The 25,932-nt window shown below is 36.2% G+C and carries 24 protein-coding genes, 5 tRNA genes and 1 pseudogene; 11 read left to right on the forward strand and 19 right to left on the reverse strand.

Annotation, left to right across the window (positions count from 1 at the left end; translation table 11 throughout):
- The first annotated feature begins 13 nt into the window (after window positions 1–13).
- The 4 genes from HMPREF1528_RS09715 (at window position 14) to HMPREF1528_RS09730 (ending at window position 2,437) form a co-directional block, all read left to right on the forward strand.
- Window positions 14–97 (forward strand) — tRNA-Ser (locus HMPREF1528_RS09715).
- 29 nt (window positions 98–126) lie between these two features.
- A tRNA-Pro gene (locus tag HMPREF1528_RS09720) sits at window positions 127–201 on the forward strand.
- Window positions 202–268: 67 nt separating this feature from the next.
- A tRNA-Arg gene (locus HMPREF1528_RS09725) sits at window positions 269–342 on the forward strand.
- 556 nt (window positions 343–898) lie between these two features.
- Window positions 899–2,437, forward strand: coding sequence for a YifB family Mg chelatase-like AAA ATPase (locus tag HMPREF1528_RS09730; RefSeq protein ID WP_016479610.1), 1,539 nt, complete (start codon window positions 899–901; stop codon window positions 2,435–2,437).
- 53 nt (window positions 2,438–2,490) lie between these two features.
- Here the strand turns inward: HMPREF1528_RS09730 and HMPREF1528_RS09735 are convergent, their stop codons facing one another.
- From HMPREF1528_RS09735 to HMPREF1528_RS09780, 10 genes and pseudogenes are all read right to left on the reverse strand, one after another.
- Window positions 2,491–4,533 (reverse strand): M3 family metallopeptidase, encoded by a 2,043-nt coding sequence (locus tag HMPREF1528_RS09735; protein WP_016479611.1) that lies wholly within the window; start codon window positions 4,531–4,533, stop codon window positions 2,491–2,493.
- 88 nt (window positions 4,534–4,621) lie between these two features.
- On the reverse strand, window positions 4,622–7,378 hold the full coding sequence (locus HMPREF1528_RS09740) for a sodium-translocating pyrophosphatase (RefSeq protein WP_016479612.1): 2,757 nt from the start codon (window positions 7,376–7,378) through the stop codon (window positions 4,622–4,624).
- 297 nt (window positions 7,379–7,675) lie between these two features.
- The gene (locus tag HMPREF1528_RS09750; protein ID WP_002671878.1) at window positions 7,676–7,954 is read right to left on the reverse strand and encodes a hypothetical protein; all 279 of its coding nucleotides are present in this window, start codon (window positions 7,952–7,954) and stop codon (window positions 7,676–7,678) included.
- A gap of 12 nt (window positions 7,955–7,966) precedes the next feature.
- The gene (locus tag HMPREF1528_RS09755) at window positions 7,967–8,656 is read right to left on the reverse strand and encodes a hypothetical protein (protein WP_016479613.1); all 690 of its coding nucleotides are present in this window, start codon (window positions 8,654–8,656) and stop codon (window positions 7,967–7,969) included.
- A 51-nt stretch (window positions 8,657–8,707) separates the two neighbouring features.
- A complete protein-coding gene (locus HMPREF1528_RS09760) occupies window positions 8,708–8,974 on the reverse strand; it encodes a hypothetical protein (protein WP_002671876.1) in 267 nt (88 codons plus the stop codon).
- 15 nt (window positions 8,975–8,989) lie between these two features.
- Window positions 8,990–9,258: pseudogene (locus tag HMPREF1528_RS13210) on the reverse strand (colicin immunity domain-containing protein).
- Between the two features lie 144 nt (window positions 9,259–9,402).
- On the reverse strand, window positions 9,403–9,780 hold the full coding sequence (locus HMPREF1528_RS09765; RefSeq protein WP_016479616.1) for a hypothetical protein: 378 nt from the start codon (window positions 9,778–9,780) through the stop codon (window positions 9,403–9,405).
- A 699-nt stretch (window positions 9,781–10,479) separates the two neighbouring features.
- Complete coding sequence (locus HMPREF1528_RS09770) at window positions 10,480–10,803, reverse strand: hypothetical protein (RefSeq protein WP_016479617.1); 324 nt, start codon at window positions 10,801–10,803, stop codon at window positions 10,480–10,482.
- 564 nt (window positions 10,804–11,367) lie between these two features.
- Window positions 11,368–11,709: a colicin transporter gene (locus HMPREF1528_RS09775; protein WP_002671873.1), complete on the reverse strand. Its 342-nt coding sequence runs from the start codon at window positions 11,707–11,709 to the stop codon at window positions 11,368–11,370.
- A gap of 359 nt (window positions 11,710–12,068) precedes the next feature.
- Window positions 12,069–12,142: transfer RNA gene (locus tag HMPREF1528_RS09780), tRNA-Met, on the reverse strand.
- Window positions 12,143–12,235: 93 nt separating this feature from the next.
- Here HMPREF1528_RS09780 and HMPREF1528_RS09785 point away from each other — a divergent pair.
- The 5 genes from HMPREF1528_RS09785 to HMPREF1528_RS09805 all read left to right on the forward strand — a co-directional run bounded on the left by HMPREF1528_RS09785 (window position 12,236) and on the right by HMPREF1528_RS09805 (window position 17,089).
- Complete coding sequence (locus tag HMPREF1528_RS09785) at window positions 12,236–12,970, forward strand: biotin--[acetyl-CoA-carboxylase] ligase (protein WP_016479618.1); 735 nt, start codon at window positions 12,236–12,238, stop codon at window positions 12,968–12,970.
- A gap of 201 nt (window positions 12,971–13,171) precedes the next feature.
- Window positions 13,172–13,244: transfer RNA gene (locus HMPREF1528_RS09790), tRNA-Gly, on the forward strand.
- 183 nt (window positions 13,245–13,427) lie between these two features.
- Window positions 13,428–16,280 (forward strand): carbamoyl-phosphate synthase large subunit, encoded by a 2,853-nt coding sequence (gene carB, locus HMPREF1528_RS09795; protein ID WP_016479619.1) that lies wholly within the window; start codon window positions 13,428–13,430, stop codon window positions 16,278–16,280.
- 159 nt (window positions 16,281–16,439) lie between these two features.
- Window positions 16,440–16,604, forward strand: coding sequence for a hypothetical protein (locus tag HMPREF1528_RS09800; RefSeq protein WP_016479620.1), 165 nt, complete (start codon window positions 16,440–16,442; stop codon window positions 16,602–16,604).
- Between the two features lie 32 nt (window positions 16,605–16,636).
- The gene (locus tag HMPREF1528_RS09805) at window positions 16,637–17,089 is read left to right on the forward strand and encodes a hypothetical protein (RefSeq protein WP_016479621.1); all 453 of its coding nucleotides are present in this window, start codon (window positions 16,637–16,639) and stop codon (window positions 17,087–17,089) included.
- A gap of 112 nt (window positions 17,090–17,201) precedes the next feature.
- On the opposite strand, the gene arsC is transcribed toward HMPREF1528_RS09805, so the two are convergent.
- The 8 genes from arsC to HMPREF1528_RS09845 all read right to left on the reverse strand — a co-directional run bounded on the left by arsC (window position 17,202) and on the right by HMPREF1528_RS09845 (window position 22,951).
- Window positions 17,202–17,543, reverse strand: coding sequence for an arsenate reductase (glutaredoxin) (gene arsC, locus HMPREF1528_RS09810; RefSeq protein ID WP_016479622.1), 342 nt, complete (start codon window positions 17,541–17,543; stop codon window positions 17,202–17,204).
- Window positions 17,544–17,568: 25 nt separating this feature from the next.
- Complete coding sequence (locus HMPREF1528_RS09815; RefSeq protein ID WP_016479623.1) at window positions 17,569–18,333, reverse strand: DeoR/GlpR family DNA-binding transcription regulator; 765 nt, start codon at window positions 18,331–18,333, stop codon at window positions 17,569–17,571.
- Window positions 18,334–18,516: 183 nt separating this feature from the next.
- Window positions 18,517–19,122 carry a hypothetical protein gene (locus tag HMPREF1528_RS09820; protein ID WP_016479624.1) on the reverse strand — a complete coding sequence of 202 codons (606 nt, stop codon included), beginning with the start codon at window positions 19,120–19,122 and terminating at the stop codon, window positions 18,517–18,519.
- Window positions 19,123–19,133: 11 nt separating this feature from the next.
- On the reverse strand, window positions 19,134–20,225 hold the full coding sequence (gene dnaX, locus HMPREF1528_RS09825; protein WP_016479625.1) for a DNA polymerase III subunit gamma/tau: 1,092 nt from the start codon (window positions 20,223–20,225) through the stop codon (window positions 19,134–19,136).
- A 2-nt stretch (window positions 20,226–20,227) separates the two neighbouring features.
- A complete protein-coding gene (locus HMPREF1528_RS09830) occupies window positions 20,228–20,746 on the reverse strand; it encodes a hypothetical protein (protein WP_016479626.1) in 519 nt (172 codons plus the stop codon).
- Window positions 20,747–20,813: 67 nt separating this feature from the next.
- Entirely contained in the window at window positions 20,814–21,266 is a 453-nt protein-coding gene (locus tag HMPREF1528_RS09835; RefSeq protein ID WP_009418247.1) for a retropepsin-like aspartic protease, read from the reverse strand.
- The gene (locus tag HMPREF1528_RS09840; protein ID WP_002671844.1) at window positions 21,251–22,324 is read right to left on the reverse strand and encodes a mannose-1-phosphate guanylyltransferase; all 1,074 of its coding nucleotides are present in this window, start codon (window positions 22,322–22,324) and stop codon (window positions 21,251–21,253) included. Before HMPREF1528_RS09840 ends, HMPREF1528_RS09835 begins: the two co-directional genes overlap by 16 nt.
- A 27-nt stretch (window positions 22,325–22,351) precedes the next feature.
- Window positions 22,352–22,951 (reverse strand): SprT-like domain-containing protein, encoded by a 600-nt coding sequence (locus tag HMPREF1528_RS09845; RefSeq protein ID WP_009750443.1) that lies wholly within the window; start codon window positions 22,949–22,951, stop codon window positions 22,352–22,354.
- A 100-nt stretch (window positions 22,952–23,051) separates the two neighbouring features.
- On the opposite strand from HMPREF1528_RS09845, the gene HMPREF1528_RS09850 reads away from it, so the two are divergent.
- Window positions 23,052–23,573: a hypothetical protein gene (locus tag HMPREF1528_RS09850; RefSeq protein WP_016479627.1), complete on the forward strand. Its 522-nt coding sequence runs from the start codon at window positions 23,052–23,054 to the stop codon at window positions 23,571–23,573.
- A 105-nt stretch (window positions 23,574–23,678) separates the two neighbouring features.
- Here HMPREF1528_RS09850 and HMPREF1528_RS09855 read toward each other — a convergent pair whose 3' ends face one another.
- Entirely contained in the window at window positions 23,679–24,653 is a 975-nt protein-coding gene (locus HMPREF1528_RS09855) for a deoxyhypusine synthase family protein (RefSeq protein WP_016479628.1), read from the reverse strand.
- 470 nt (window positions 24,654–25,123) lie between these two features.
- On the opposite strand from HMPREF1528_RS09855, the gene HMPREF1528_RS09860 reads away from it, so the two are divergent.
- The gene (locus tag HMPREF1528_RS09860) at window positions 25,124–25,840 is read left to right on the forward strand and encodes a hypothetical protein (RefSeq protein ID WP_016479629.1); all 717 of its coding nucleotides are present in this window, start codon (window positions 25,124–25,126) and stop codon (window positions 25,838–25,840) included.
- The last annotated feature ends 92 nt before the right edge of the window (window positions 25,841–25,932 follow it).

A 25,932-nucleotide genomic window follows, 5' to 3' on the forward strand; every position in this document is an offset into this window, starting at 1 on the left:
AGCTTTCAAAATTGGAGAGGTGCCGGAGTGGTAACGGAGCAGATTGCTAATCTGTCGGCGGGTAACCGTCGCCTGGGTTCGAGTCCCAGTCTCTCCGCATCTAATACAAATTGTTAGATATAATTTCGGGGCGTAGCGTAGTCCGGTCATCGCGCCTGGTTTGGGACCAGGAGGTCGCAGGTTCGAATCCTGCCGCCCCGACAAAATAAGATATTTCATAAATGTTTCCTTTTGTGTGGCATTTTTGAAATATTTTTTTTGGAATAGAGGTCACGTAGCTCAGCTGGATAGAGCATCTGCCTTCTAAGCAGACGGTCACAGGTTCGAATCCTGTCGTGATCACGAGAATTTGTTTCATTTTGTATTAAAATTTATGTTCGGAATAACGCAGGATTTACGTCCTGCGTTATTTTGTTTATATACTTACTTAACGTCAGCTCGAAACAACAAAATACTATTTTTCAATCTCCTTTGCGTTGCTACAATTTTTATCTAAGAAATCTTCCTTCATCTCTTCTTTGCTTTTATTTCGTTTTATTACTCTAAAATCACCCCTAATTCTTCACTCTTAACTATTCATTTTTAGTCACTTACATAGTCTTTTTGTACCAATCTTCCAAGATTCGTATAAGCTTCCTATAAGCTCTCTATAAGCTAACCATAAGATTCCCTCAACCAAAAAGTATCTTTCTTTGTTATTTATAATTTCGTCTTCTTATCTTTGGTAAAAGTTCTAATCTACCTTGTAATTCCTTGCCGTGCTACGGCTTCCTGTAGTGCAAGAGCTATACTCTCACTTATCTCGAACTTTTGTTAACTATATTGCAGATTATTTTTTGAAATAAAATTGCTCATTTACAAAGAATGTTTTACCTTTGTACAAAAATTAACCACAGAAATGTTAGTAAAAATTTACGGAAGTGCTGTATTTGGTGTAGAAGCCAGCACAATTACTATTGAAGTAAATATCGATAAAGGTATTGGCTATCATTTGGTTGGATTACCCGATATAGCTATTAAAGAAAGTAATTATCGTATAGCAGCTGCTCTGCAAAACAATGGATATAAAATTCCAGGTAAAAAGATAACCATCAATATGGCTCCTGCCGATATGCGTAAGGAAGGTTCTGCCTATGATTTAAGTTTTGCAATTGGTATTTTAGCAGCTAACGGGCAAATACAAAGTGAAGAATTAGAAAAATATATCATTATGGGCGAACTGTCCTTAGATGGCGGTTTGCAACCCATTAAAGGGGCGCTACCTATTGCTATTCAAGCACGCAAAGAAGGATTCAAAGGATTTATTCTTCCTAAGCAGAATGCTAGAGAAGCTGCTATAGTAGATAATTTGGACGTTTATGGTGTAGAAAATATAAAAGAAGTCATAGATTTTTTTAATGGAGAAAAAGAATTACAACCTATCGAAATAGATACACGCAAAGAGTTTTACAGAGATTTAGAATCTCCTGAATTTGACTTTGCTGATGTAAAAGGACAAGAAACTGTAAAACGTTGTATGGAAATAGCTGCTGCTGGTGGACATAATGTTATTTTAATAGGCCCTCCTGGTTCAGGAAAAACAATGCTCGCTAAGCGTTTACCCAGTATTCTTCCTCCGATGACACTTCACGAAGCTCTTGAAACTACTAAAATACACAGTGTAGTAGGACGCATTAAGGATACAGGCTTAATGAGCCATCGTCCTTTCCGTAGTCCTCATCACACTATTTCTGACGTAGCTCTTGTAGGAGGAGGTACTTACCCTCAACCAGGTGAAATATCTCTCGCACATAATGGAGTACTTTTTCTTGATGAGTTACCAGAGTTCAAAAGAGCTGTTCTCGAGGTAATGCGACAACCTTTAGAAGATAGAGAAGTTACTATTTCTAGAGCAAAGTTTTCAGTTACTTACCCCGCTTCATTTATGTTGGTAGCAAGTATGAATCCAAGTCCAAGCGGGTATTTTAACGACCCCGATGCTCCTGTTACTTCTACACCTGCTGAAATGCAACGCTATTTAAGTAAAATTTCAGGACCTCTATTAGATAGAATAGATATTCATATAGAAGTAAATCCTGTATCCTTTGAAAAACTTTCAGATGATAGAAAAGGTGAAAGTAGTCGTGATATCCGTAAACGGGTGATAGATGCTCGAAATATCCAAACTGAGCGTTTTAAAGAATATGAACATATTCATTATAACGCTCAAATGAATACTAAACAAATACAGAAATTCTGTAAAGTAAATACAGATTCTTTAACCCTACTAAAAGATGCTATGACGCATCTCAACCTTTCTGCACGTGCCTACGACCGTATTTTAAAAGTAGCGCGTACAATAGCCGATTTAGAAAAGTCCGAAGAAGTACGACCTCATCATATAGGCGAAGCTATTCAATATCGCAGTTTAGACCGTGAAGGTTGGTTTGGAGGATAAAAGTAGATATTATAAAAAAACAAAAAAGCAGGTTATTGTAACCTGCTTTTTTATTACTTCAATCCTCGTGCTTTGAGTAGTGGTTTAATAGCAGGAGCTTTCCCTCTGAAGGCTAAATACATTTTTTCGTAATCCATTGTATTTCCTTTGGAGAGTATCAAATCTCTGAAACGTTGTCCATTAGCACGAGTGAGTCCGCCGTTTCCTTCAAACCATTGGTAGGCATCGTGGCAAAGCATTTCTGCCCATTGGTAAGAGTAATAGCCCGCTCCATAGCCTCCGCCAAAAATATGTGCAAAGTAAGACGAACGATATCTTGGGGGTACTTCTTTCACCCATAAGCCTGTTCTTTCAAGGGCTTTTTTCTCAAAATCACTTACATTATTGATGATAGTATCCGAAGGAATAGTATGCCATTGCAAGTCTAAATTGGCAGCAGCCAAAACTTCAGTAAAGGCATAGCCCTCATTGAAGGTGCTCGCTTTTTTTATCTTATCAATAAGTGCTTGTGGAATAGGTTGTTTAGTCTCGTAATGTATTGCATAGTTTTTAAGAATATCAGGATACAAAGCCCAATGCTCATTGAATTGTGAAGGAAACTCCACAAAATCGCGCGCTACTGCTGTTCCTGATAAACTTGCATACTGTTGGTTAGCAAAGAAACCGTGTAATGCGTGACCAAACTCGTGGAAGAGCGTAGTAAGTTCATCGTAAGTAAGTAAAGCAGGTTTACCTTCGGCAGGTTTCACATAGTTGCACACATTGTAAATAACAGGTTTAGTGCCTAATAACTTCGATTGGTTTACAAAGTTGCTCATCCACGCACCACCGCGTTTGCTTTCACGAGCAAAGAAATCACCATAGAAAAGTCCTAATGGCGTACCATCTTCTTCAAAAAGCTCATACACCAATACATCGGGGTGATATACGGGTATATCTTTGCGTTCTTTAAAGGTAATGCCATAAAGTTTGGTAGCTGCATAGAATACACCATTTTCAAGAGCATTTTTCAATTCAAAATAAGGTTTGATTTCGTTCTCATCGAGGTCGTATTTAGCTTTGCGAACTTGTTCGGCATAGAAGTTCCAATCGTAAGGCTCTAAAGTAAAATTACCTCCCGTTTTGGCTATTTGCGCTTGTATTTCTTTAGCTTCTGCTTTGGCTTTACCTACTGAAGCAGGCACTAAATCTTTAAAGAATTGAGCAATAGCAGCAGGTGTTTTAGCCATAGTGCGTTGCAAGCTCCATTCGGCATAGTTTTTAAAGCCCAAGAGTTCGGTTTTTTTAGCGCGCAGTAAAGCAATGCGTTTTAGGATATCATTGGTATTATGAGCTCCCCCATCGGTACGATTCCAGCTTGCTTCAAACAATTGTTTACGAGCATTGCGGTCGGCTAATTCACTAAGGAGCGGTTGCTGAGTAGTATTCACAATTGCTACTTTCTGACCATTGATAATTTGAGCGGCTGCCAATGAACCTTCTAAAAGCGTTTGGTTGAAATCAGTTTCTAAAGAAGCTAACTCACTATTGTACTTTTTAAGAGTTTCTTTATCAGTAGCCGATAGGTTAGCACCTGCTACTACAAAATCTTCGTAGTAATTTTCCAACAATTTAAGCGATTCAGCATCTAATTTCAAGCTCTCACGTTTATCGTATAAGGCTTTGATACGCGCAAAGAGTTTTTTGTTCAGGTGAATGCCATCAGCATGTTCGGCAAACTTAGGTGATAGTTCTTTTTGCAATACTTTTAAAGTATCATTAGTATTTGCCTCAGTTAAGGCATTGAATACCGCTGAAGCACGTTCTAATTCTACCCCACTTTTTTCTAAAGCGATAATCGTATTCTCAAAAGTAGGCGCTTCGTTACTATTAGCAATAGCAGCAATACGTTCGTTTTGCAAAGCCATTCCCTTGAGCAAGGCAGGACGGTAATACTCGTCTTTAATTTTTGAGAAGTCGGGAGCACCATAAGGCAAAGTGCTTTCTACCAATAGCGGATTGTTCTCTGTGTTTTCTGTCATTTTTGAAGTCTTTGAATCGTTGCAGCCTACCAAAGCAGTGAGTAATATAGCTGCTGAAAATAAAGGTAATTTCATAGTTTTTAGGTGATTATAAAAAGGGTGTTCAAGGAAAAAACTTCCTCAAACACCCCTTTTGAGGTTATATAGTAACTAAAATTTTTTGCTATTTAGCAGTCAAACGTATATCGATACGTCTGTTTTTAGCTTTGCACTCATCGGTGTCGTTAGCTTCGCAAATAGGGTGTTCTTGACCATAACCTTGAGCGCTCAATTGTGCTTTGTTAGCACCCAATGCTACCAATTTGTTTAACACTGAATTAGCACGTCTTTCTGAAAGTTTCAAGTTACCTTCAGCACTACCTGTGTTATCAGTGTACCCTCCTAAACGAATAGCTGCTTTAGGATAGGCTTTCAAAATAGCTACAATGTTCTTTAATTGTTGTTCAGAACCTTCAGTAAGTTCATCACTACCTGTTTTGAAGTAAGTTCTATCTAAAGTAATCCAGTTATCTTTGAATTGTTCTGGAGTAGTAAGACTTTTATCTTCTATCAATTTCACGAGGTGAGCTTCAGATGAATTTTTACCTACTTCTAACATTGTATTATCAAAAAGGCTCAATTGGAATAAATCACCTACATTGTACTCGAAGTTACCATCGGCGTTAAGCATACCATCTATTACTACTACTTCGTCTACAGGCATCATTTCCTCACCTTCACCTTGGCTGATTTGAGCTTCTATAGGAGTACCTGAAGCATCAGCAGTATGTCCGCCCAAGATAGGAGCGATTACTAAACCTACCAAGCAAGTGAGTTTGATAAGGATATTCATTGAAGGACCTGAAGTATCTTTGAATGGGTCACCTACAGTATCACCAGTAACGGCAGCTTTGTGAGCGTCAGAACCTTTGTAAGTCATTTGTCCGTTGATTTCAACACCTGCTTCAAATGATTTTTTAGCGTTATCCCAAGCACCACCAGCGTTGTTTTGGAAGATAGCCCATACAACCCCTGATACAGCTACACCAGCCATATAAGCGCCAAGAGCTTCAGCACCCATCACAAAACCGATAACAATAGGAGTGATGATAGTAATTGCACCAGGTAACATCATTTCGCGCAAAGCAGCTTTAGTAGAAATATCTACACATCTGCCGTACTCTGGAGTACCTTTACCTTCCATAATACCAGGGATTTCGCGGAATTGGCGACGTACTTCATTCACCATATCCATAGCAGCTTTTCCTACTGATTGCATTGCCAAGGCTGAGAAGATTACTGGAATCATACCTCCGATAAACAAGGCAGCTAATACATTCGCTTTGAAGATATTGATACCAGAAATACCTGTAAAGGTCACATAAGCAGCGAACAAAGCTAAGGCGGTAAGAGCTGCCGAAGCAATTGCAAATCCTTTACCTACAGCTGCAGTAGTATTCCCTACTGAGTCTAAAATATCAGTACGCTGACGTACTTCTTTTGGCAATTCACTCATTTCGGCTACTCCACCTGCGTTATCGGCAATAGGACCAAAAGCATCAATAGCCAATTGCATAGCTGTAGTTGCCATCATTGCTGATGCTGCAATCGCTACACCATAGAAACCTGCTAAGGCATAAGAACCCCAGATAGCTACGGCAAAAAGCAGTACAGAACCAAAAGTTGATTTCATACCTGTAGCCAAACCTGCAATAATGTTAGTAGCAGCTCCAGTAGATGAATTGCGTACGATATTCAATACCGGTTTTTTACCCAAAGCGGTAAAGTGTTCAGTAATAGCTGAAATGAGCAAGCCTACTGCCAAACCTACGATAGTTGCGTAAAATACATTGATACTTGCAATCTCTTTCACTCCTTCTCCAAAGAAACTCATTTGGATAGTTTCTGGTAACATATATTTAATAAGGAAGAAGCAAGCTACTAAAGTAAGACCTAAAGCTACATAGTTACCTGTATTTAGTGAACTTTGTACTTGTTTTTCTTTAGCATCGTTGTTTTTAATGCCTACACAGAAAGTACCGATGATAGAAGCAATGATACCTACACCGGCAATTACTAACGGCAATAAGATAGGACCTAAACCACCAAAGGCATCAGTAAATGTACCACCATTTGCGATTGCCATATCTTTAATCACATAGTTACCCAATACCATTGAAGCGAGTACAGTTGCCACATACGAACCGAACAAGTCAGCACCCATACCAGCTACGTCACCTACGTTATCACCTACGTTATCGGCAATAGTAGCAGGGTTACGAGGGTCGTCTTCAGGGATACCAGCTTCTACTTTTCCTACGAGGTCAGCCCCTACGTCGGCAGCTTTGGTGTAAATACCACCACCCACACGAGCAAAGAGTGCGATAGACTCAGCACCGAGTGAGAAACCTGCTAAGGCTTCGAGTACAAGAGTCATTTCGTCATAAAACGATTTGCCTCCTACTACAAAAGTGTTTACAAAGAGGATGAAGAATAAACTCAAGCCTAATACTGCCAAACCTGCCACTCCTAACCCCATCACAGTACCACCTCCAAAAGATACTTTCAAAGCTTTTGGCAAGCTAGTACGAGCCGCTTCGGTAGTGCGTACGTTAGCATTGGTAGCAATACGCATTCCTATATTTCCCGCTAAGGCAGAGAAGAAAGCTCCACACATAAAAGCTACTACAATAAGCCAGTGAGAAGTTTCTACCATACGAGAAACGATAAATAAAGCAATAGAAGCAATAATCACAAAGAGTGCCAAAATACGGTACTCAGCATTGAGGAATGCCATTGCCCCTTCTTTGATACTTTTGGAAATACTTTGCATTCGATCGTTGCCTGTGGTTTGTTTGTTCACCCACGAAGCTTTCGCAATCATAAAGATAAGTCCAAGAATAGCAAGGACTAACGGTAAATATAACATCATTTTATCCATACAAATATTAGTAATTAGTTAAATTTAGGGCGTAAAAGTACGAAAGATAATTGTAATGAAGAAATAAAATGTTAAAAAAATATTAGAAACAGTAATTGATATCGGCTTTAAATACTTTTATCCCAATATTAAGTGTTTTAATTATTTTTACCTTTGCTTTTATGGGGTCACCTTTGATAATTCCCTTATTGATACACTCCTGTAACCCAAACTTTCTTTGCAGTAAATCCTGAATGACAATAATGATACTCGACAATATTTCTTCCGCTGTCTCTTTTACCACGGCTCGGTATAAATTTATTTGAAAAACGCACCGTAAATAAGAATACCGCCGATAACGGTAAAGAAAATACCGCCAATAAAGCCTATTATGCGAGCATTACCACGACCTAAATAACGACTTATCTGTCCCATTCCCCAATTATTTTGATAATGCTTATCGGCAGCATACAGCCAATCCCAATCTCTCACGGCGCCTACAATGAGGCAAACGCCGAAAACAAAAATAACAACTGCTACTATTTTTCCGAAAATAGTAGGATTATTTTTCACCCATTTTTCAGTACTCTCGTCCATAGTTTATTTCCTTCATTTAAAATTTAATTTTCTTGCTCGTAGGTGGATATCAAATAATTTTTCTTTTAACTCATAAAAAGTATTATGATATTCAAGTGTATAAGCCGTTTCCGATTTTCTTTCAACTACTATATTCTCGTATCTATCTATCAATTTTTGCAACTCCTCTTCTTGCAGTTTTGCATTTTTAGCAACAAAATAAAATTTTTCTATACGAGTAGCATAAGTAACGGCAAATCCTGCGGATTCAATTTCTCTATTTATTATATTATGTAGTTTTTTAGGATCTAAACAATCTTTGAAAAAAGGGTTCATTATACTTTCATAATATTCAAGCCACTTTTTTATAACACAATTAGGGTCTTCATTAAGCATAAATATTAGATTATTATATTTTTCAGGAAATTTTTTGTTAAAATAGCTTTCCGAAATATAATCGATATTACCGCCGCATAATTCTTCATTATAGGGTTTTATACCCAGAGCTTTTAACTTTTCATTCATTGATTTATCCCCATAATATATGCTGGTTTGTATCTCTATGAAAGTACTTCGCCTATACATATACACAAAGATAAAAAATTGATGATTTCCTTCGGTTTTTATAAACAGTTCTCGACTTGATTTGTATAAAAAGCCTTCACTACCAATTTGCTCCAATACCTTTTCAGCAAATAACTTACGAAATGTTTTGATGTCCATATTGCTCAGCGGTTAAATCTTATGCCTTTGGAATGGGGCATATTATTTTACTTACTTCCCTTTTTTAAAATGATAATGTTCTAAATATGCAGAATTAAAATTTTCAATTGCCTTTGCATTTCTTTGCAATTCATTTTTAGGAGTAAAGTAGTCATTTTCTATAGCCCATTCAAATAAAGGAATATCAATGGGATATTTTGTCAATACTCCTGTTAATTCATTTTCTGCAATCCATTTTATAGCATTACTTTTTTTACTGAATACAGCACTTGGAAACTCAGTCTTCCCGCTGCCTTTAAATATCCATATATAATCCATATTTTGACGACACTTCTAATATTTATTGTTTATCAATCTTTCAAGAGTTTGTTCAGCTGATTTCCGTAAATCCAATTCTGTTAAATCTCCTTCTTCAAACAATTCACTGTCAAAACAAAACATATCGACATCTCCAAATAAAGAATCTAATGCAAGATAATCTTTTTCTGATATTTTTTCTTGTTCTGTTTAAACATCTCAAGAAAAGACTGTTCAAATTCTTTTGCGTCAATAGTATTGTCAGTAAACTTTGTAATTAGCTCAATATATTTATCTACTCCCATTTATCCTCTTCCTAAATTACTAAATGTTGTTACGTGCACTTGTTCTTTTTTATTTTTATTTAACCTTGTATCCATAGTGTCTCCTTTCAATGTTTTTATGATGTTTTCTATCTGTATCATAATCGTTACCTGTCTTGAGGTTGTTTATTCGGCAGCGCAAAGCTCATCCAGCTTTGCGATCAATATTTTATCCATCCATTTACAGATAATGGTATAAGCAGTATCTATTTTTTCTTCATTCGCTATATCAAGATACACTCCCTTGTTCCATAATGAATGATATAAAACTTGGCTATCGGCATCGGGGCTTGGATCATAGGGACGACGATTGATAATGTAGCATACATCTACATCAATTTTTTCATTTGTGTTCCCACTAAATGAAAAAAAGGCAATCATATAAGTGAAATTTTTGCTGTGCATTGTTAATGTTCTGTCAGACTTTTTATATTTAAAACCTAAAGCCCTATATTTTTCTTCCAGTTTATAGCCAAGTATTTGTACCGCCTCTTTAAATTTCATAAAAATTTTCCTTAATTTTTCTCTGATACATTAAACTTGTCCTGAAACTTTAGTTTCAGAACAGGTTACCTTGAAATGCGATGTTCTAAATCGTGCTATTTGCACGATTTAAAACTCGTCAACGTTCGATAACTCCGTTGTCGAACAGGTCTATTATTTAATTTATCAAAATATTTCTCCAACATAATTTGTATAAATTTTATTTTATTTAGCATTATTTCTTTATACATTTTTTAGCTATAATGATTAGCTGTTTAATAGTGCTATTAATCCATATTTATCTAATAATAACGCTTTTAATTTCCTCTTAAGTATCAAGGTTACCCTCCGAACTTCAATTCTACCCCTCCAGACTTCAATTTTACTTCTCCAGACTTCAATTTTACTTCTCCGGACTTCAATTTTACTCCTTCGGACTTCAATTTTACTCCTCCGAACCTCAATTTTACTCCTCTGAACCTCGAATACACCGCAACGGAGCACTACAAGACTGCAACGGAGCACTACAAGACTGCAACGGAGGGCTTCTGAAGTGATAATTTGGTGTAAAATTATCCTATGGAGGACTAAAAAACACCTACGAAGGGCTAAAAGAAAACAAATATTTTATATTTGAACTCTATCTTTTTGGCCGTCGGGGCGATTACACTCTTTAAACTTCCGTTGTCGTTCCACTCGTAGCTGTAGTAATAGAGGACATTATTTCTTTTCTAATACATCTATTAATTTTAACTTCCAATCCGTGTTCCATTCATTTTCAATTGCTTTTGAGTAATTCTTTATACGATAATAATCATCAACGTCTTTATGGTAAATAAAGCAATTATCGACACAGTTAATTATCCATTTTAAAATCCCAATTTCCTTGATATCTAATTTATTGAATAAAGCATAATTGATAAGTTCCTTTAATTTATCAGTATCAAAATACTGCTCTTCAAACAATTTATAACAAAAAGTATCTTCTATATCATCATTTTTATTCTTTATAATCAGATTATTGTCCTTGATATTCTGTTCCATTTTTTTGCTTTTTTGTTTTTTTCACTTAAATTCCCATCAAGATTTATTACTGCTTTTGATTTATTACTACTATTAAACTCCTCATAATAGTCTTTGTGAAAATTATCCAAATAAAAATAGTCTCCTTTATTGTACTTAATTCCTTCTCCTGACTATAATACCGCTTGTAGTTATACACCAGTGCCGTTTCAGTGCCAAGGTTACCTTCCAAACTTCAAATGCACCACAACGGAGCATTGCAAGACTGCAACGGAGGGCTTCTGAAGTGGTAATTTGGTGTAAAATTATCCTATGGAGGACTAAAAAACACCTACAAAGGGCTAGAAAAGAAGTTCGTACTACTAAAAAACTCCATCGGAGTTGTTTTATAGCGGTTCTGATGGAGAATAAAAAAGAAAACAACTACTTTATGCTTCTTTAGACGATTCTTTACCTCTATTTTTAGCAAAAACTACTTATGGACATAGCCATATTTATTTATGCCACAAAGGTAAAGAATTATTTTTAACTCGCCAAAAAAAGTATAAAAATATATATTTTTTCATCTTATTCTAATAGTTTGTGTTAGGACAAATTTTCTTTATAAATAGTTACTATAAAAACATCGTAACTATCCATTTCCTCTTTTACAAACTCTTCTGCTAATCTATTATTATATTCTAAGGAAGGATTGGAATTACTTTTAGGGTTAAAACAGCTGTCCCAAATACAATCAATTCGAGCCTCAAAACCAGGATTATGCCAAATGCCTCCTTCTATTCTCCAAACATACATCTCTCTACGAGTACATTCTTTACAAACATCAATAGCAGCTGAAGAGGATAGTTTCATAACACTATTCCCGTCTAACTCAAAAAACAGTATAAAATTCTCATATCGCTTATTTCTATCAACTCTTGTATTCATATTATTTTATTAAGATTTATCAAGCCAATTTATTCGCTGTTAGCAGCAATCTAATTTGTATCATTTCCAAAAACTGAGGTAGTATTATTTCTTTCTAATCCATTGGAAGTTCTATTAAGCAGAATATCATTAAGAAAGTTAATCATCATACTCTTTCGTAACTACTTGAATGGCACGATTTTTGAGCCCGCCCCTATCGAGTGGTAACATCATTATTAGCATTGTAAATTCAGGGCTTAGTGTAGAGACTTTTGTTTTTCAGAGCATTTTCGTTTCTTAATTTTCACTAAATTATTCAGACATAAAAAAACGAGTGATTTATAAATATAAACCACTCATTTTCTTTCGTTTAATCTTAGTAGCGAAGACGGGATTTGAACCCGTGACCTTTGGGTTATGAATCCAACGCTCTAACCACCTGAGCTACCTCGCCATCTATTTTGTTATGCCTTATTTTGACTTTGCGGGTGCAAATGTACTACATTTTTTTATACTACCAAATTTTTATAACTATTTTTTACTTTTTATGAACATCATTACCTTAAAAAGCATTGATTCTACTAATCAGTACTTAAAAAATTTAATACATATTCAGGATTATCTTCCTAATTTTTTAGTGGTTTGGACACCTCAGCAAACTGCAGGTGTAGGACAATACGGAACAAAATGGACAAGTGAACCCTATCAGAATCTTACTTTTAGTGTTTTATTCCTTCCTGAGCATTTAGATTTAAAAGATGCTTTTTTGCTCAATATGCTTGTACCTATTGCAATAATGAAAGTATTAGAGAAATTAAATATTCTTAATATAAATATTAAATGGCCTAATGATATCCTTTCTCAACGTTACAAAATAGGCGGAATATTAATAGAAAATACCATTCAAAAAACTAAAATTGAGAAATGTGTAATCGGTATTGGGCTCAATCTTAACCAAACAAATTTCGATGGCTTACCTAAAGCCTCTTCTTTAAAAAATTTAACTGGTAAAGATTTTGAAATAGAACAAGTGATGAAACTAATCCTTTCTGAATTAGAATCAAACCTTTCTACACTTCCTCAACAGTCTTTCGAAAGCGTTTATACTATTTACCAGAAATATCTATTCCAACTAAATAGAGTATCCGTTTTCCGTTCTTGCCAAGAAAAGAACTTTTCAGGCATTATAAGAGGTGTGGAACCTTCTGGAAAATTAATTGTAGAAACAGAACAAGGGATTATAAAGACTTTTTCTCTTAAAGAAATAACTTTATTATACTAAATTCTTTCTGCACCTAACAAATAAAATATATGAGAGTGACAATAGCTTTACTTGATTTAACATTAATTTTATCATAGTTTAGCAGTTTTTCCCTTTTTGTTATCCTCTTCTCTCCTATTTTTTGCTTTTCTTAAAATAATTTGTACCTTTGCCCCCGTAAATGAAAAACCAATCAGTTGCAAATTTACTAAAACAAGATAAGCGAAAATAGCTCAGTTGGTAGAGCGCAACCTTCCCAAGGTTGAGGTCGCGGGTTCGAGACCCGTTTTTCGCTCTTTTTAATTTTCAATTATTAATTGTTAAATGAATATCACGCCACAAGCCCTCCCTTGTACCCCTTTAAGCAGTACTCTCAAGAGATACGGTGGGATATTCTTTTCTAATAATACAATAGCTATGTTTTTCTTTTGAAAAATGTAGCTATTTTTTTAATAAAACACACAATTTCTATATAAAAATGCCAAAAAGAAACGACCTACATTGTGTTCTGCTGATTGGGTCAGGACCTATCATCATTGGGCAAGCCTGCGAGTTTGACTACTCAGGCTCGCAATCGTTGCGCTCTTTGCGCGAAGATGGTATTAAAACCATCCTTATTAACTCTAACCCTGCTACCATTATGACAGACCCGTCTATGGCGGATGTGGTTTATCTGAAACCTCTCACCACTAAATCATTAGTGGAAATTCTAAAAGCACACCCCGAAATAGATGCTGTACTCCCTACTATGGGCGGACAAACAGCACTCAACCTCTGTATTGAGGCTGACGAAAAAGGCATCTGGAAGGACTTTGGGGTCGAAATCATTGGGGTAGATATCGATGCAATACAAATCACTGAAGACCGCGAAAAATTCCGCGTGTTGCTCGATGAAATCGGTATCCCTATGGCACCGTCTGAAACAGCTACTTCTTTCCTCAAAGGGAAAGAAATCGCGCAACGCTTCGGATTTCCACTCGTAATACGTCCGTCCTTTACTTTGGGCGGTACAGGAGCTTCTATCGTCTATAAAAAAGAAGATTTCGATATGCTCCTCAATCGCGGTTTGGAAGCCTCGCCTATCCACGAGGTGCTTATCGATAAGGCGCTTTTAGGTTGGAAGGAATACGAACTTGAGCTTTTGCGCGACAAAAACGACAATGTGGCGATTATCTGTACCATTGAAAATATGGATCCTATGGGTATCCACACTGGAGATTCTATTACGGTAGCCCCTGCGATGACTCTATCTGACCGCACTTTCCAACGTATGCGCGATATGGCTATTAAGATGATGCGCAGTATAGGCGATTTTGCGGGTGGTTGCAATGTGCAGTTTGCCGTGTCTCCTGATGAAAAGGAAGATATTATCGCTATTGAAATCAACCCACGTGTATCGCGTTCTTCAGCTTTGGCGTCTAAGGCTACAGGTTATCCTATTGCTAAGATTGCCACTAAACTAGCTATCGGTTACCATTTAGATGAACTGCAAAACCAAATCACCAAATCCACTTCGGCTTTCTTTGAGCCTACGTTAGATTATGTGATTGTGAAAATACCGCGTTGGAACTTCGACAAGTTTGAAGGATCTGACCGCACTATAGGCTTGCAAATGAAGTCAGTAGGTGAAGTAATGGGTATAGGGCGTTCTTTCCAAGAGGCATTGCAGAAAGCAACCCAATCGCTCGAAATCAAACGCAATGGTTTGGGGGCAGATGGCAAAGGCTATAAGAACTATGAACAGATTATTGAGAAACTTACCTACCCCAGCTGGGATAGGGTATTCGTGCTCTACGATGCGGTACAGATGGGTATTCCGCTGAGCCGTATACACGAAATCACCAAGATAGATATGTGGTTCCTCAAGCAATACGAAGAACTATGTGCGCTCGAAAAAGAAATATCGCACTACAAAATAGATACCCTACCTAAGGAACTCCTCTTTGAAGCTAAACAAAAAGGCTTTGCCGACCGACAAATTGCTTATATGGTGGGCTGTTGGGAGAGTGAGGTGCACAAAAAGCGTGAAGAGCTCAACATACATCGTGTGTTTAAAATAGTAGACACTTGTGCTGCTGAGTTTAAGGCACAAACTCCTTACTATTATTCTACTTTTGAAGCGCCTATCCGTACCGCTGATGGCAAGGAATATGTAGCCAACGACAGTGTAGTAACCGACCGCAAAAAGGTGGTAGTACTTGGTTCAGGACCTAACCGCATAGGACAGGGTATTGAGTTCGACTATTGCTGTGTGCACGGGGTATTAGCTGCTGAAGAGTGTGGTTATGAAACCATAATGATTAATTGCAATCCTGAGACTGTTTCCACCGACTTTGATACGGCTAACAAACTCTATTTCGAGCCTGTGTTCTGGGAATATATCTATGATATCATTCAGCACGAAAAGCCAGAGGGAGTCATCGTACAGCTCGGTGGACAAACAGCACTGAAATTAGCTGAGAAATTAGATAAATACGGTATCAAAATTATAGGTACCAGCTTCCAGTCGCTCGACTTGGCAGAAGATAGAGGTAGCTTTTCAACTCTGCTGAAAGAGAATAATATCCCTTATCCACGTTTTGGAGTAGCCGAAACTGCTGATGAGGCACTCAAACTCGCTGATGAACTCGACTTCCCGCTATTGGTACGTCCTTCGTACGTTTTGGGCGGACAAGGAATGAAGATTGTTATTAATAAAGAAGAATTGGAAGCCCACGTGGTAGATCTCTTGCGCAAGATACCTAACAACAAACTCCTACTCGACCATTATCTTGATGGTGCTATAGAAGCTGAAGCTGATGCGATATGCGATGGCGAGAATGTGTATATCATTGGTATTATGGAACATATAGAGCCTTGCGGTATCCACTCAGGCGACAGTAATGCTACCTTGCCACCGTTCAACTTGGGTGAGTTTGTACTCCAACAAATCAAAGATCATACTCATAAAATAGCCTTGGCACTGAATACGGTAGGGCTTATCAATGTCCAGTTTGCCATAAAGGACGATGTAGTGTATATCATTGAGGCAAACCCACGAGCATCTCGTACGGTACCGTTTATCTCTAAAGCTTACCAAGAGCCGTATGTAAACTATGCTACCAAGGTAATGCTTGGAGAGAAAAAGCTCACTGATTTCCATTTCAATCCGCACTTAGAGGGCTTTGCTATCAAGCAACCTGTGTTCTCGTTCAATAAATTCCCGAATGTAGATAAAAAACTCGGTCCTGAAATGAAATCTACCGGCGAAAGCATCTTGTTTATAGATAGCCTTAAAGATGATGCTTTCTACGATATTTATACAAGGAGGAAGATGTATTTGAGTAAGTAGTTGAGAGGCTTAACAGACAATTGTTTTATCATCATACACTTATCCTATTCTTGTTCTATCTTATAGAGATGAGTAAGAGTAATGAAGAAAGAGAAATTAAGTAAGGTGTTTTTCGGTAAATGAAAAATATTGTACTTTTGTCTTGTTAAAAACAAAAATATGAATAATAGTATACCAGATAACAATCGAACTCGAGCACAATTCAATGCTTATATTGGAACATATTTAAGTTTTGGAGGGTATTTAGAATCTTACTCAAATGCTTTTGAGGTATTAATCAAAGAAGTTCATAAGACAGGTTTTCATGTTGACCACTTAGCTTAGCTTATCCTATTCTATTTATAGCAAGACATTGTTTGGAATTAGGGTTCAAAAGTAATATTCGTTATTTTTCTAAATATTCTCAGAAAGATAATTCTACGAAGAAAGCGGGACATCATTTGGAAGGTCTTTTTAACGATTTTAAACTACACGTTAGAGAAACTATAAGAGTACTCAAAACAAATTATGGGATAGAAATTGATAAAGAAGATATAAAGGATTTTGAAATGTATTGTAAAGATGTTGAAAAACTAACTAATATTTTTCATTCATTGGATAAAAGCTCAGATAGTTTTAGATACCCTGTTGATAGAAATAACAACAATTCTTTTGATTATAAAGAAACTATCAATATTCTTGATATAAAAGAACTCTTCGATAGAAGTATAATACTTTTAAAGTTTACAACATCTCTATTTGAAAAGTACATTATTCTTGTTGATGAAGTAGAAGATTCTTACATACATTCAGAAATGATAAACATATAAACACTATAATATGTTTCGTCTTATTTATTTTCTTTAGAAAAGTTTCTAATAACCTACAAACTCCTTTTAGAAGATTTCTATAGCGTAAGCCACATTATTCTCTTACTTCGAATTATATAATTTCTTTTATTCTTTCAGTAGGTCGCCCTATCACAGCTTTGTCACCAACTATTACGATAGGTCGCTCAATGAGCTGAGGGTATTGTATCATTGCCTCTATGACTTCATCATCAGTAAGCGTTTTTCCTTTGAACTGCTCTTTCCAAATATTTTCTTTAGTACGCACTAATTCAATAGGAGACATCTGTAACTTAGTGAGGAGATTTTTTAGTTCTTCTTTAGAAATACCTTTTTTAAGATAATCTACTATCTGATATTCTTTCCCCGAATCTTTTAAAAGCTCCAAACCACAACGTGATTTGGAGCATTTAGGATTGTGATATATAGTTATCATTCTTATATGTGTATCATTTTGATAATTAACAAATAATTACTTCTACACCGCGTTTTTCAAGTTCTTCTACAAACTCAGGGTCAGCACCTGTATCAGTGATAAGCATATCTATTTTCTCTACATAACAGATAAAACCAAAGCCTCGTTTGTGAATCTTAGAGGAGTCGGCTAAAACAATAGTTTTGTCTACACGTTCCATCATCTTCCGATTTAGATGAGCTTCTCCTACATTGGTAGAACTCAATCCATAATCAAGGTCAATACCTTCAACTCCTAAGAATAAAGTAGTACAAGAGAAGTTACTAAGAGTTTCTTCAGCAAGTACGCCAATAGTGGAGGTAGAGTTTTTACGAACCTCTCCTCCTAAGTGAATGGTATTTACACTAGGATTTTTGCAGACCTCTAAAGCTACTCTAAGGGAAGGAGTGAGTACTGTAAGGTTGCGTATGCCATAAATTTTTTGAGCTAAAAGATTAGCTGTAGTTCCTGATGAAAGTATGATAAACTCATTTTCTTTAATAAAGTCCAACGCTTTAGTAATAATACGCGTTTTCTCTTCTACATTTTGAGTTTCTTTCTCAGTTATTGTTTGCTCAAACACATAGCGCATTTGTTTACTAGCTCCACCGTGAGTACGATGCAAATAGCCTTCCTGTTCCAAGAGATTAAGGTCTTTACGTATAGTAACTACCGAAACTTTAAGCTTATCACTCAATTCATTTACACTGACGTACTTTTTAGTTTCTAAGCTCTCTAAAATCTTTGATTGTCGTTCATTAAGTACTTTCATATTTTATTAATTTTATTAATATTCAACTGTTTAATGTACCTCTTGTCTATATAGACAAAACATCTTATTAAGATTATTTTCGGCAAAATTAGGCATTATATTGAAAAAAACAAAAGAATTAGAAAATAAAAAACACTACTAACTATAAATTATGTAGCACTGAGTTTTAAAAATACTGTTTTTCTATCCTTTTAAATTTAGTTCAAAAGCTCTTCTAAACTCTTGTAAGATAGGATTTTCTTCTAATAATTTCTCGTACTTATCTTCGGGAGTTACTACTATTCTTTTAGCTATTTCTTCATTTACACTTATCTCAATAGTAAGATCATAATTCTGCAAAGATTTGTGCAAATAATTTAAGAGTTTATGCTCCATCTGAACAATATCATTTTTAGCTGTATTACTTGATACTTCCAAATGAATAGTAGTTCCTTCTAATCTTAATATTGCAATTTTAAGAATAGAAGCTTGTATACGTTCACCTTTAACAAGTAATTCATCTATATAACGTTCCCAAAACTGATTAAAGGTCTCTTCTGAAAAACTCTCACGAGGTAGCGTATTAGGATCTATTACCACCTCTTTGAAATTCCTTTGATGTTCTGTTTTTAGATGTACACTTTTAATTGAAAAATTAGAAACAGCTTCCGTACGTTCCGTTTTACTAATAATAGGTATATTAGGATTAAGTGTAGTTTTCGTAGTATTTGTATAATTTATAGGAGGGGCAACGATAGGTGTTTGTGGGTTGAGCTGTACTTCTGTTGTATGACTTTGCCCATTGAACACATAAGCAGGAATTATGAAGCGTCCATCATTTTTTTTTTATCCCCCTCATAGGTCAGAGAGGCGAGTTGTATTAGGGCAACCTCCACTAACAAACGCTGATTTTTGCTGGTGCGATATTTTAGGTCGCAGTCATTGGCAATAGCAATAGCTTCCATTAAAAAAGGTACAGTAGCACGAACGCTCTGCTCAGTATATTTCTTCTGGGTCTCCTCCCCTACTTCCATTAAGGAAATGGTTGTAGGATTCTTGCATACCATTAAATCACGAAAATGACTTGCCAAACCTGCAATAAAATGATTACCGTCAAAACCTTGTGCAATACTATTATTGAATGCGATCAATAGTTCAGGGAGTTTATTGTCTAAGATAAGATCAGTTACTTTAAAATAGACCTCATAGTCTAAAACATTCAGTATTTCGGAAGTAGCTTGTCGTGTTATTTTTTCTCCTGAAAAGCTTACTACACGATCGAAGATAGAAAGGGCATCACGCATCGCACCATCGGCTTTTTGTGCTATGATTTGCAAAGCTTCATCTTCTGCTTCAATTCCTTGTTGTTCTGCAATATATTTTAGGTATTCTCGAATGTCATTGATAGTAATACGCTTGAAATCGAATATCTGGCAACGTGACAATATGGTAGGAATAATCTTATGTTTTTCAGTAGTTGCTAAGATAAAGATAGCGTGTTTAGGAGGTTCTTCTAATGTTTTGAGAAAAGCATTAAAAGCCGCAGTAGACAGCATATGCACCTCATCGATGATATACACTTTATATTTGCCTACTTGAGGCGGAATACGCACTTGTTCAATCAGTTTGCGAATATCATCTACACTGTTATTAGAGGCAGCATCTAACTCAAAGACGTTAAAAGCAAAATCGTTTTCATCTTCTACCCCAGAAGTTTGTTCATTTATCTTTTTCGCTAAAATACGGGCACAAGTAGTTTTTCCTACCCCACGAGGACCAGTGAAGAGAAGTGCCTGTGCCAAGTGATTATTTTCAATGGCATTGAGTAGGGTATTAGTAATAGCTTGCTGTCCCACTACATCACGAAATGATTGTGGGCGATATTTGCGTGCTGATACTATAAAGTGGTTCATTTCTACTGTTTGTTAGTTTTATAAGTCCCAAAAACAAAATTAGAATCTACTATTTTATTGCCTTCTTGATTTACGAGTACCAAATCAGTGATGCTTATTTGATGGTCATAACGCAACAAAGCACCTGTTGTTTCATTATAAATGGGACGTGAGACAATTGTAACAGTTCCTCCTGTCGCTTCAATTTGCGAAGTCACATTAGGGGTAGCAGGAGGATAAACATTACAAAAATAATTGGTAGTTACCGCATCGCTGAAAGTACGGTAATAAAGTTTAAAATTAGTGGGTATAGTGCCTGAAACAGTCTTTTCTTTATTTTCTAAAATATTAGCAGGTAAATTAAGAATAAGTGCTTGCTTTTGACTATATTTGAATAAAAAAGTAGCCGTAGTATCATTGGTCGTACAGGATAGCAGATCAGAATTTTCAAATGAAATGGTATCTACTTTCAAATTACCATCATTGCAAGCTATTGCAAATAGCCCTATCACAAAGGCAAAATAAAGTGTCTTTTTACTCATCAAGTATAAATGTTTTTGCAAATGTACGAAAAAAATATGAACCTACAACAAGAGGTAATACATTTTGCTATTTAGGAGCCCAATAGAGATACAACCTTTTCTTTGCATAATCTATCACAGCTTTTCTCTTTTGGAGTACTTCAGCTCCTATAATACCGTGAACAGGAGGTGTTTGAAACTCTGCTAATGCTTCGTTTACGTGAGTTAAATCAAAAAGCACTAAAGGAAGTTTGTGCATACTCATTCCTCCTATCTCTAAGTGATTTTTTGCGGCAACTTGTGTTTCCATACCACTTGCCCCTGCTCCTGCTGCTTTTATTTCGGAGGCTTCGGCTTGCAGATTAAAATAAGTTATCCACTCTACTCCTACACAGGTGTTAGAAGCCCCCGTATCCAAAATAAAACGTCCTTCTACTCCATTGATTTTAGCTTGTAGAACAAAGTGCTTGGTAAGCGTAAATTCAAGAGGAACAGAGGTGTATCCCTTCTCGGTGAGTAACTTCTTTAATGTAATCCCCATTTATTCTTTACTTCGTTTACTATCTCTTTAATGTTTTGCTCTTTTGCTTTGGGATAAATCAACAATACATCGTCTCTATCTACCACTATGTAGTTCTTGAGCCCGTCTATTACCACACATTTATCACCTTCGGTGCGGATAATATTGTTTTCGGCATCTTTAAGTAATACTCTTGCATTAATTACAGCATTTTGGGCACTATCCTTAGGGGTCTTGTCGTGTAGAGAGCCCCAAGAACCTAAGTCGTTCCAATCGAAATTAGCGGGCAGTACATAAATGTTAGTAGACGGCTCTAAAATAGCGTAATCTACCGATATATTTTCAGCTTTCGGATAGGCTTTGGCTATAAAATCGACTTCGTTTTCAGTATTATAAGTAGCTTTACCTTTCTCAAAGAGTTCATACATCACCGGTTGATAGGTTTTATAAGCAGTAAGTACCGTTTGTGTACTCCATATAAAGATACCCGCATTCCACAAAAAATTACCTTGTTTTAAAAACTCTTTGGCGGTATCGTAATCAGGTTTTTCACGAAACTGATTTACTTTTTTGATATTAGTATTATCGTCTTTGTCATACTGAATGTAGCCATAACCGGTATTAGGGAAAGTAGGTACTATACCCAAAGTGAGGATATTGTCGGCTTTCTGTGCAGCATTAAAACAAGTAATCACATTGTGCATAAAAGCTTTTTCGTCTTCAATCCACGCATCGCTGGGGGCTACTATCATTACGCCATTGGGGTTGCGTTTGTTCACTTTCATTGCGGCATAGAGTATACACGGAGCTGTATTTCGCATACAGGGCTCTAATACCAAGTTTTTAGGCAATATATTAGGAATTTGTTCCTCTACAATCTCTTTGTAACGTTCGTTAGTAAGAATGAGAATATTCTCTTGCGGAATAAACTTCTGCAAGCGAGAATAAGTGCGCTGTAAAAGCGTTTGCCCTGTACCGAGCATATCGTGAAATTGTTTAGGATATTCAGTTGTACTTACAGGCCAAAAGCGCGAACCTATGCCTCCTGCCATAATCACTGCATAATAATTGTTCACCATATATTTGTAATATTTTAATTCAAGATTTTAAGCCTTTATGAGCTCTACTTCGGCGTGAGGTTGAAAGATATACTTCTTGCCTGAGCCGAGTTCCACACAATCATAACATTTCACACGGCGTTGTCCTTTGCGAAATACGCGTCCGTCTTTGATACGAAACGTACTACCTAAAGGAATCTCATAAATAAAGCTCATATTTTCATTGATATCAAACTGTTTTAGGGCGATTGTCAATGCGGGGTCTACATCACTACTGGACATAGGGTTGAGAAAGTGCCGTTGTAATACCCCTAATAATTGCTGAGGAAATATCTCAGGAATGATAAAAGGTTTCATCAGTTGTTGGAAAGTGTATTTCCATTCGTTACCGTGAGGTTTGATAAGCCGTCCGAAGCGTTCAAAAGCTACCAGATGAGCCACTTCGTGAATAAAAGTTATCAAGAAACGATACTTATTAGCAGTAGCATTCATTGTGATGAGATGTTGCCCGTTAGGAAGTTGCCGATAGTCGCCGTGCCTTGTTTTTCGTTCGTTTACAATTCTCAAATAGATGTTGTTTACTTTTATCAGTTCGAAACAAGGTGTTACTGCGTTATCAGGTAAATATTTAACAAGAATTTCTCTCATAGCCTGCAAATGTACAAATAATATTTTATACCCACAAATAAAATTTGCCAATTTACTAATTTTCTCTACCTTTGCCGTGTTTGTTTGAAGAAAAGAAAAAATGCAATTTAAGAGTTATTTAAAATTCCTTCTAAAATCTACCAATGAGCACGGGGTGCACTCTCCTTTTGTCTACAACTTTGTAACTCGTTGCTTGTACAATAAACAATTAGTAAATCGTCAAGAAATCAAGGGTTTTCCTCCTACCCTATCCAAAAGACAATTGGTGTTATTATTGAAGATTATTCGCTATTTAGAGGTAAAAACTATTTTCACTGATGAAGATATGCTAAATAGTATAACTGCTATAAAAGAAACCTGTAACATTAGCCTTCAGTTGCAACCTTCTGTTACATACGACTTGCTTTTTATCAATTACCCAAAAGAAGATTTAAGTATTTATCTAAATTATATGCACAACGATAGTATTCTTATCATCAACAATATTTACCAAAAAGAAAAAGCCTCTCTATGGCAAGCTCTTACTGCTAATGAAAGGGTTACGGTGTATATAGATGTCTACTCCCAAGGCTATATTTTCATAAGAAGAGAACAAGGAAAAGAAAGGTTCTATATAAGGTAAAAGGTAAAAGGTAAAGCCAGCGAGGGCTCACAGCTGGATATGTGAGTAAAAGGTAAAAGGGAACGAGTATAGTGGTACTTGTTCCCTTTTATCTTTTAGTTTAAATTACTTACCTAAAAGATAAGCAAAAATAAGAGGTGCTACAATGGTAGCATCGGATTCTACTATAAATTTAGGGGTATGAATATCTAATTTACCCCAAGTAATCTTCTCATTAGGCACTGCTCCTGAATAAGAACCGTAGCTGGTGGTAGAATCGGAAATCTGACAGAAATACGACCAGAAAGGTACGCCTTCCCATTCCAAATCTTGATACATCATAGGTACCACGCAGATAGGGAAATCACCAGCAATACCGCCTCCTATTTGGAAGAAACCTACGCCCTTACCCGCTGAATTGGCACGATACCATTCGGTGAGATAAATCATATACTCAATACCTGTTTTCACAGTAGAGGCTTTCAAGTTTCCTTTGATTACATTGGCAGCGAAGATGTTACCGGTAGTTGAATCTTCCCAACCTGGACATACGATAGGCAAGTTCTTTTCGGCTGCTGCCAATATCCAAGAGTTTTTAGGGTCGATTTCATAATATTGCTCCAATACTCCCGATTTCACTACTTGATATAGATATTCGTGAGGAAAATAGCGTTCACCTTTACTTTCGGCTGCGTGCCATACGTCTTCTAAGTGTTTTTGCAAACGACGGAAAGCTTCTTCCTCAGGAATACAAGTGTCGGTTACACGGTTGTAATGACCGTCGAGGAGTTCTCTTTCTTGCTCAGGAGTGAGGTCGCGGTAATGAGGAACACGCTTGTAATGAGAGTGCGCTACAAGATTCATCACATCTTCTTCGAGGTTCGCCCCTGTACAAGAGATAATATCTATTTTTCCTGCGCGAATCATCTCGGCAAGCGAAATGCCTAATTCTGCCGTACTCATTGCTCCAGCAAGTGCTACGAGCATTTTTCCGCCTTCAGTGATATGGGTTTCATATCCTTTGGCAGCATCAACTAAAGCTGCTGCATTAAAGTGTAAAAAGTTTTTCTCGATAAATTGAGAAATAGGTCCTTTACTCATTTCTTTACTTTAAAATCTAAATTGTTGGTGCAAAGATAATACATTTAAATTTACTGACAAATTATCACGGACAAAAATATTATAATGATGAAAACGAGCTTAATAGTATAGAGCAAAATTAGGTATAAGAAATAAGAAAAGAAAACGAAATTATAAATAACAAGGAAATGTACTTTTGGAAGAAAAAATCTTATACTTAGCTTATAGGAAGCTTATAGGAAGCTTATACGAATCTTGGACGATTGGTATAGAAAGGGTATGTAAATAATTGAGAATAAGAGGTTAAGAGTGAAGAAAAAGGGTAATTTTGATGGTAATAAAACGAAAGAAAAACAAAGGAGCAACGAGCTAAGATACACGGACAAGAAAGAGCCAAATAAAGAGATGTGAGGTACAGAAACTTTCTTGTTTGATTAATTATTAAAAAATTCCTTATCTTTGTACTTTCAACTGATATTCTTATAAGAACGATGAAACGACTACTTTTTATCTTTACTTTATTATTTTGCTCTTATGTGGTAAAAGCTCAAGAGAACGCACAAGCTTACAATCAAGTTATCAAGACTTTGGGAATTCCTAAAAACAAGATTGATAAAGACTTGTATACCGAAAAGGTATTGCCTTACGACACTCATAAATTGGTAATGGTATTTCCTATAAGAAAAGGGAACGACGAAAACGAGGCAACATTTGACCTTTATGTGGTGGTGTATGACTTCTTACAAAAACGAATAACACAGTCGTATAAGGGAATTGATGAGTATTATTCGGATGCTGTTGAATTACAAGAGCTTTCTATTGATACGGCTAAGTTTATACTTACCGAAGGAATACGTGCTTTTGGCATTCGGGCTTTCTATAAAAATGGTAGCAAAGTAAATCCTTATTCTGAAGAAACATTTAGTTTGTTTTTACCAGAAAATACCTCTCTTAAAAAAATACTGCATCAATATCAATTAAGTACATATAACGGGGAATGGAACTATAACTGTGAAGGAAGTTGGTCGGATGAGCGTAATTCTATGTTTATAATGGATAGTAAAAAAACAAATGGCTATTTCAACATTAAGGATAAACAGACTTTTATTAAAAAAGCTACAGATAAAAATTGCGATGATAAAGTAGTGGAAAAAAGCACTAAAACTGTATTCTTGAAATATAACGGCAAGGAGTATAAAGAAGAATAGATATTGATTATTGAGGTATTAAAAATAAAAATATCTTTTTTATGTTGCTTTCTTAAATTATATTGTTACCTTTGCAACTTAATATATAAACA

It is taken from the genome of Capnocytophaga sp. oral taxon 336 str. F0502, assembly GCF_000411575.1.
Lineage (GTDB): Bacteria > Bacteroidota > Bacteroidia > Flavobacteriales > Flavobacteriaceae > Capnocytophaga > Capnocytophaga ochracea.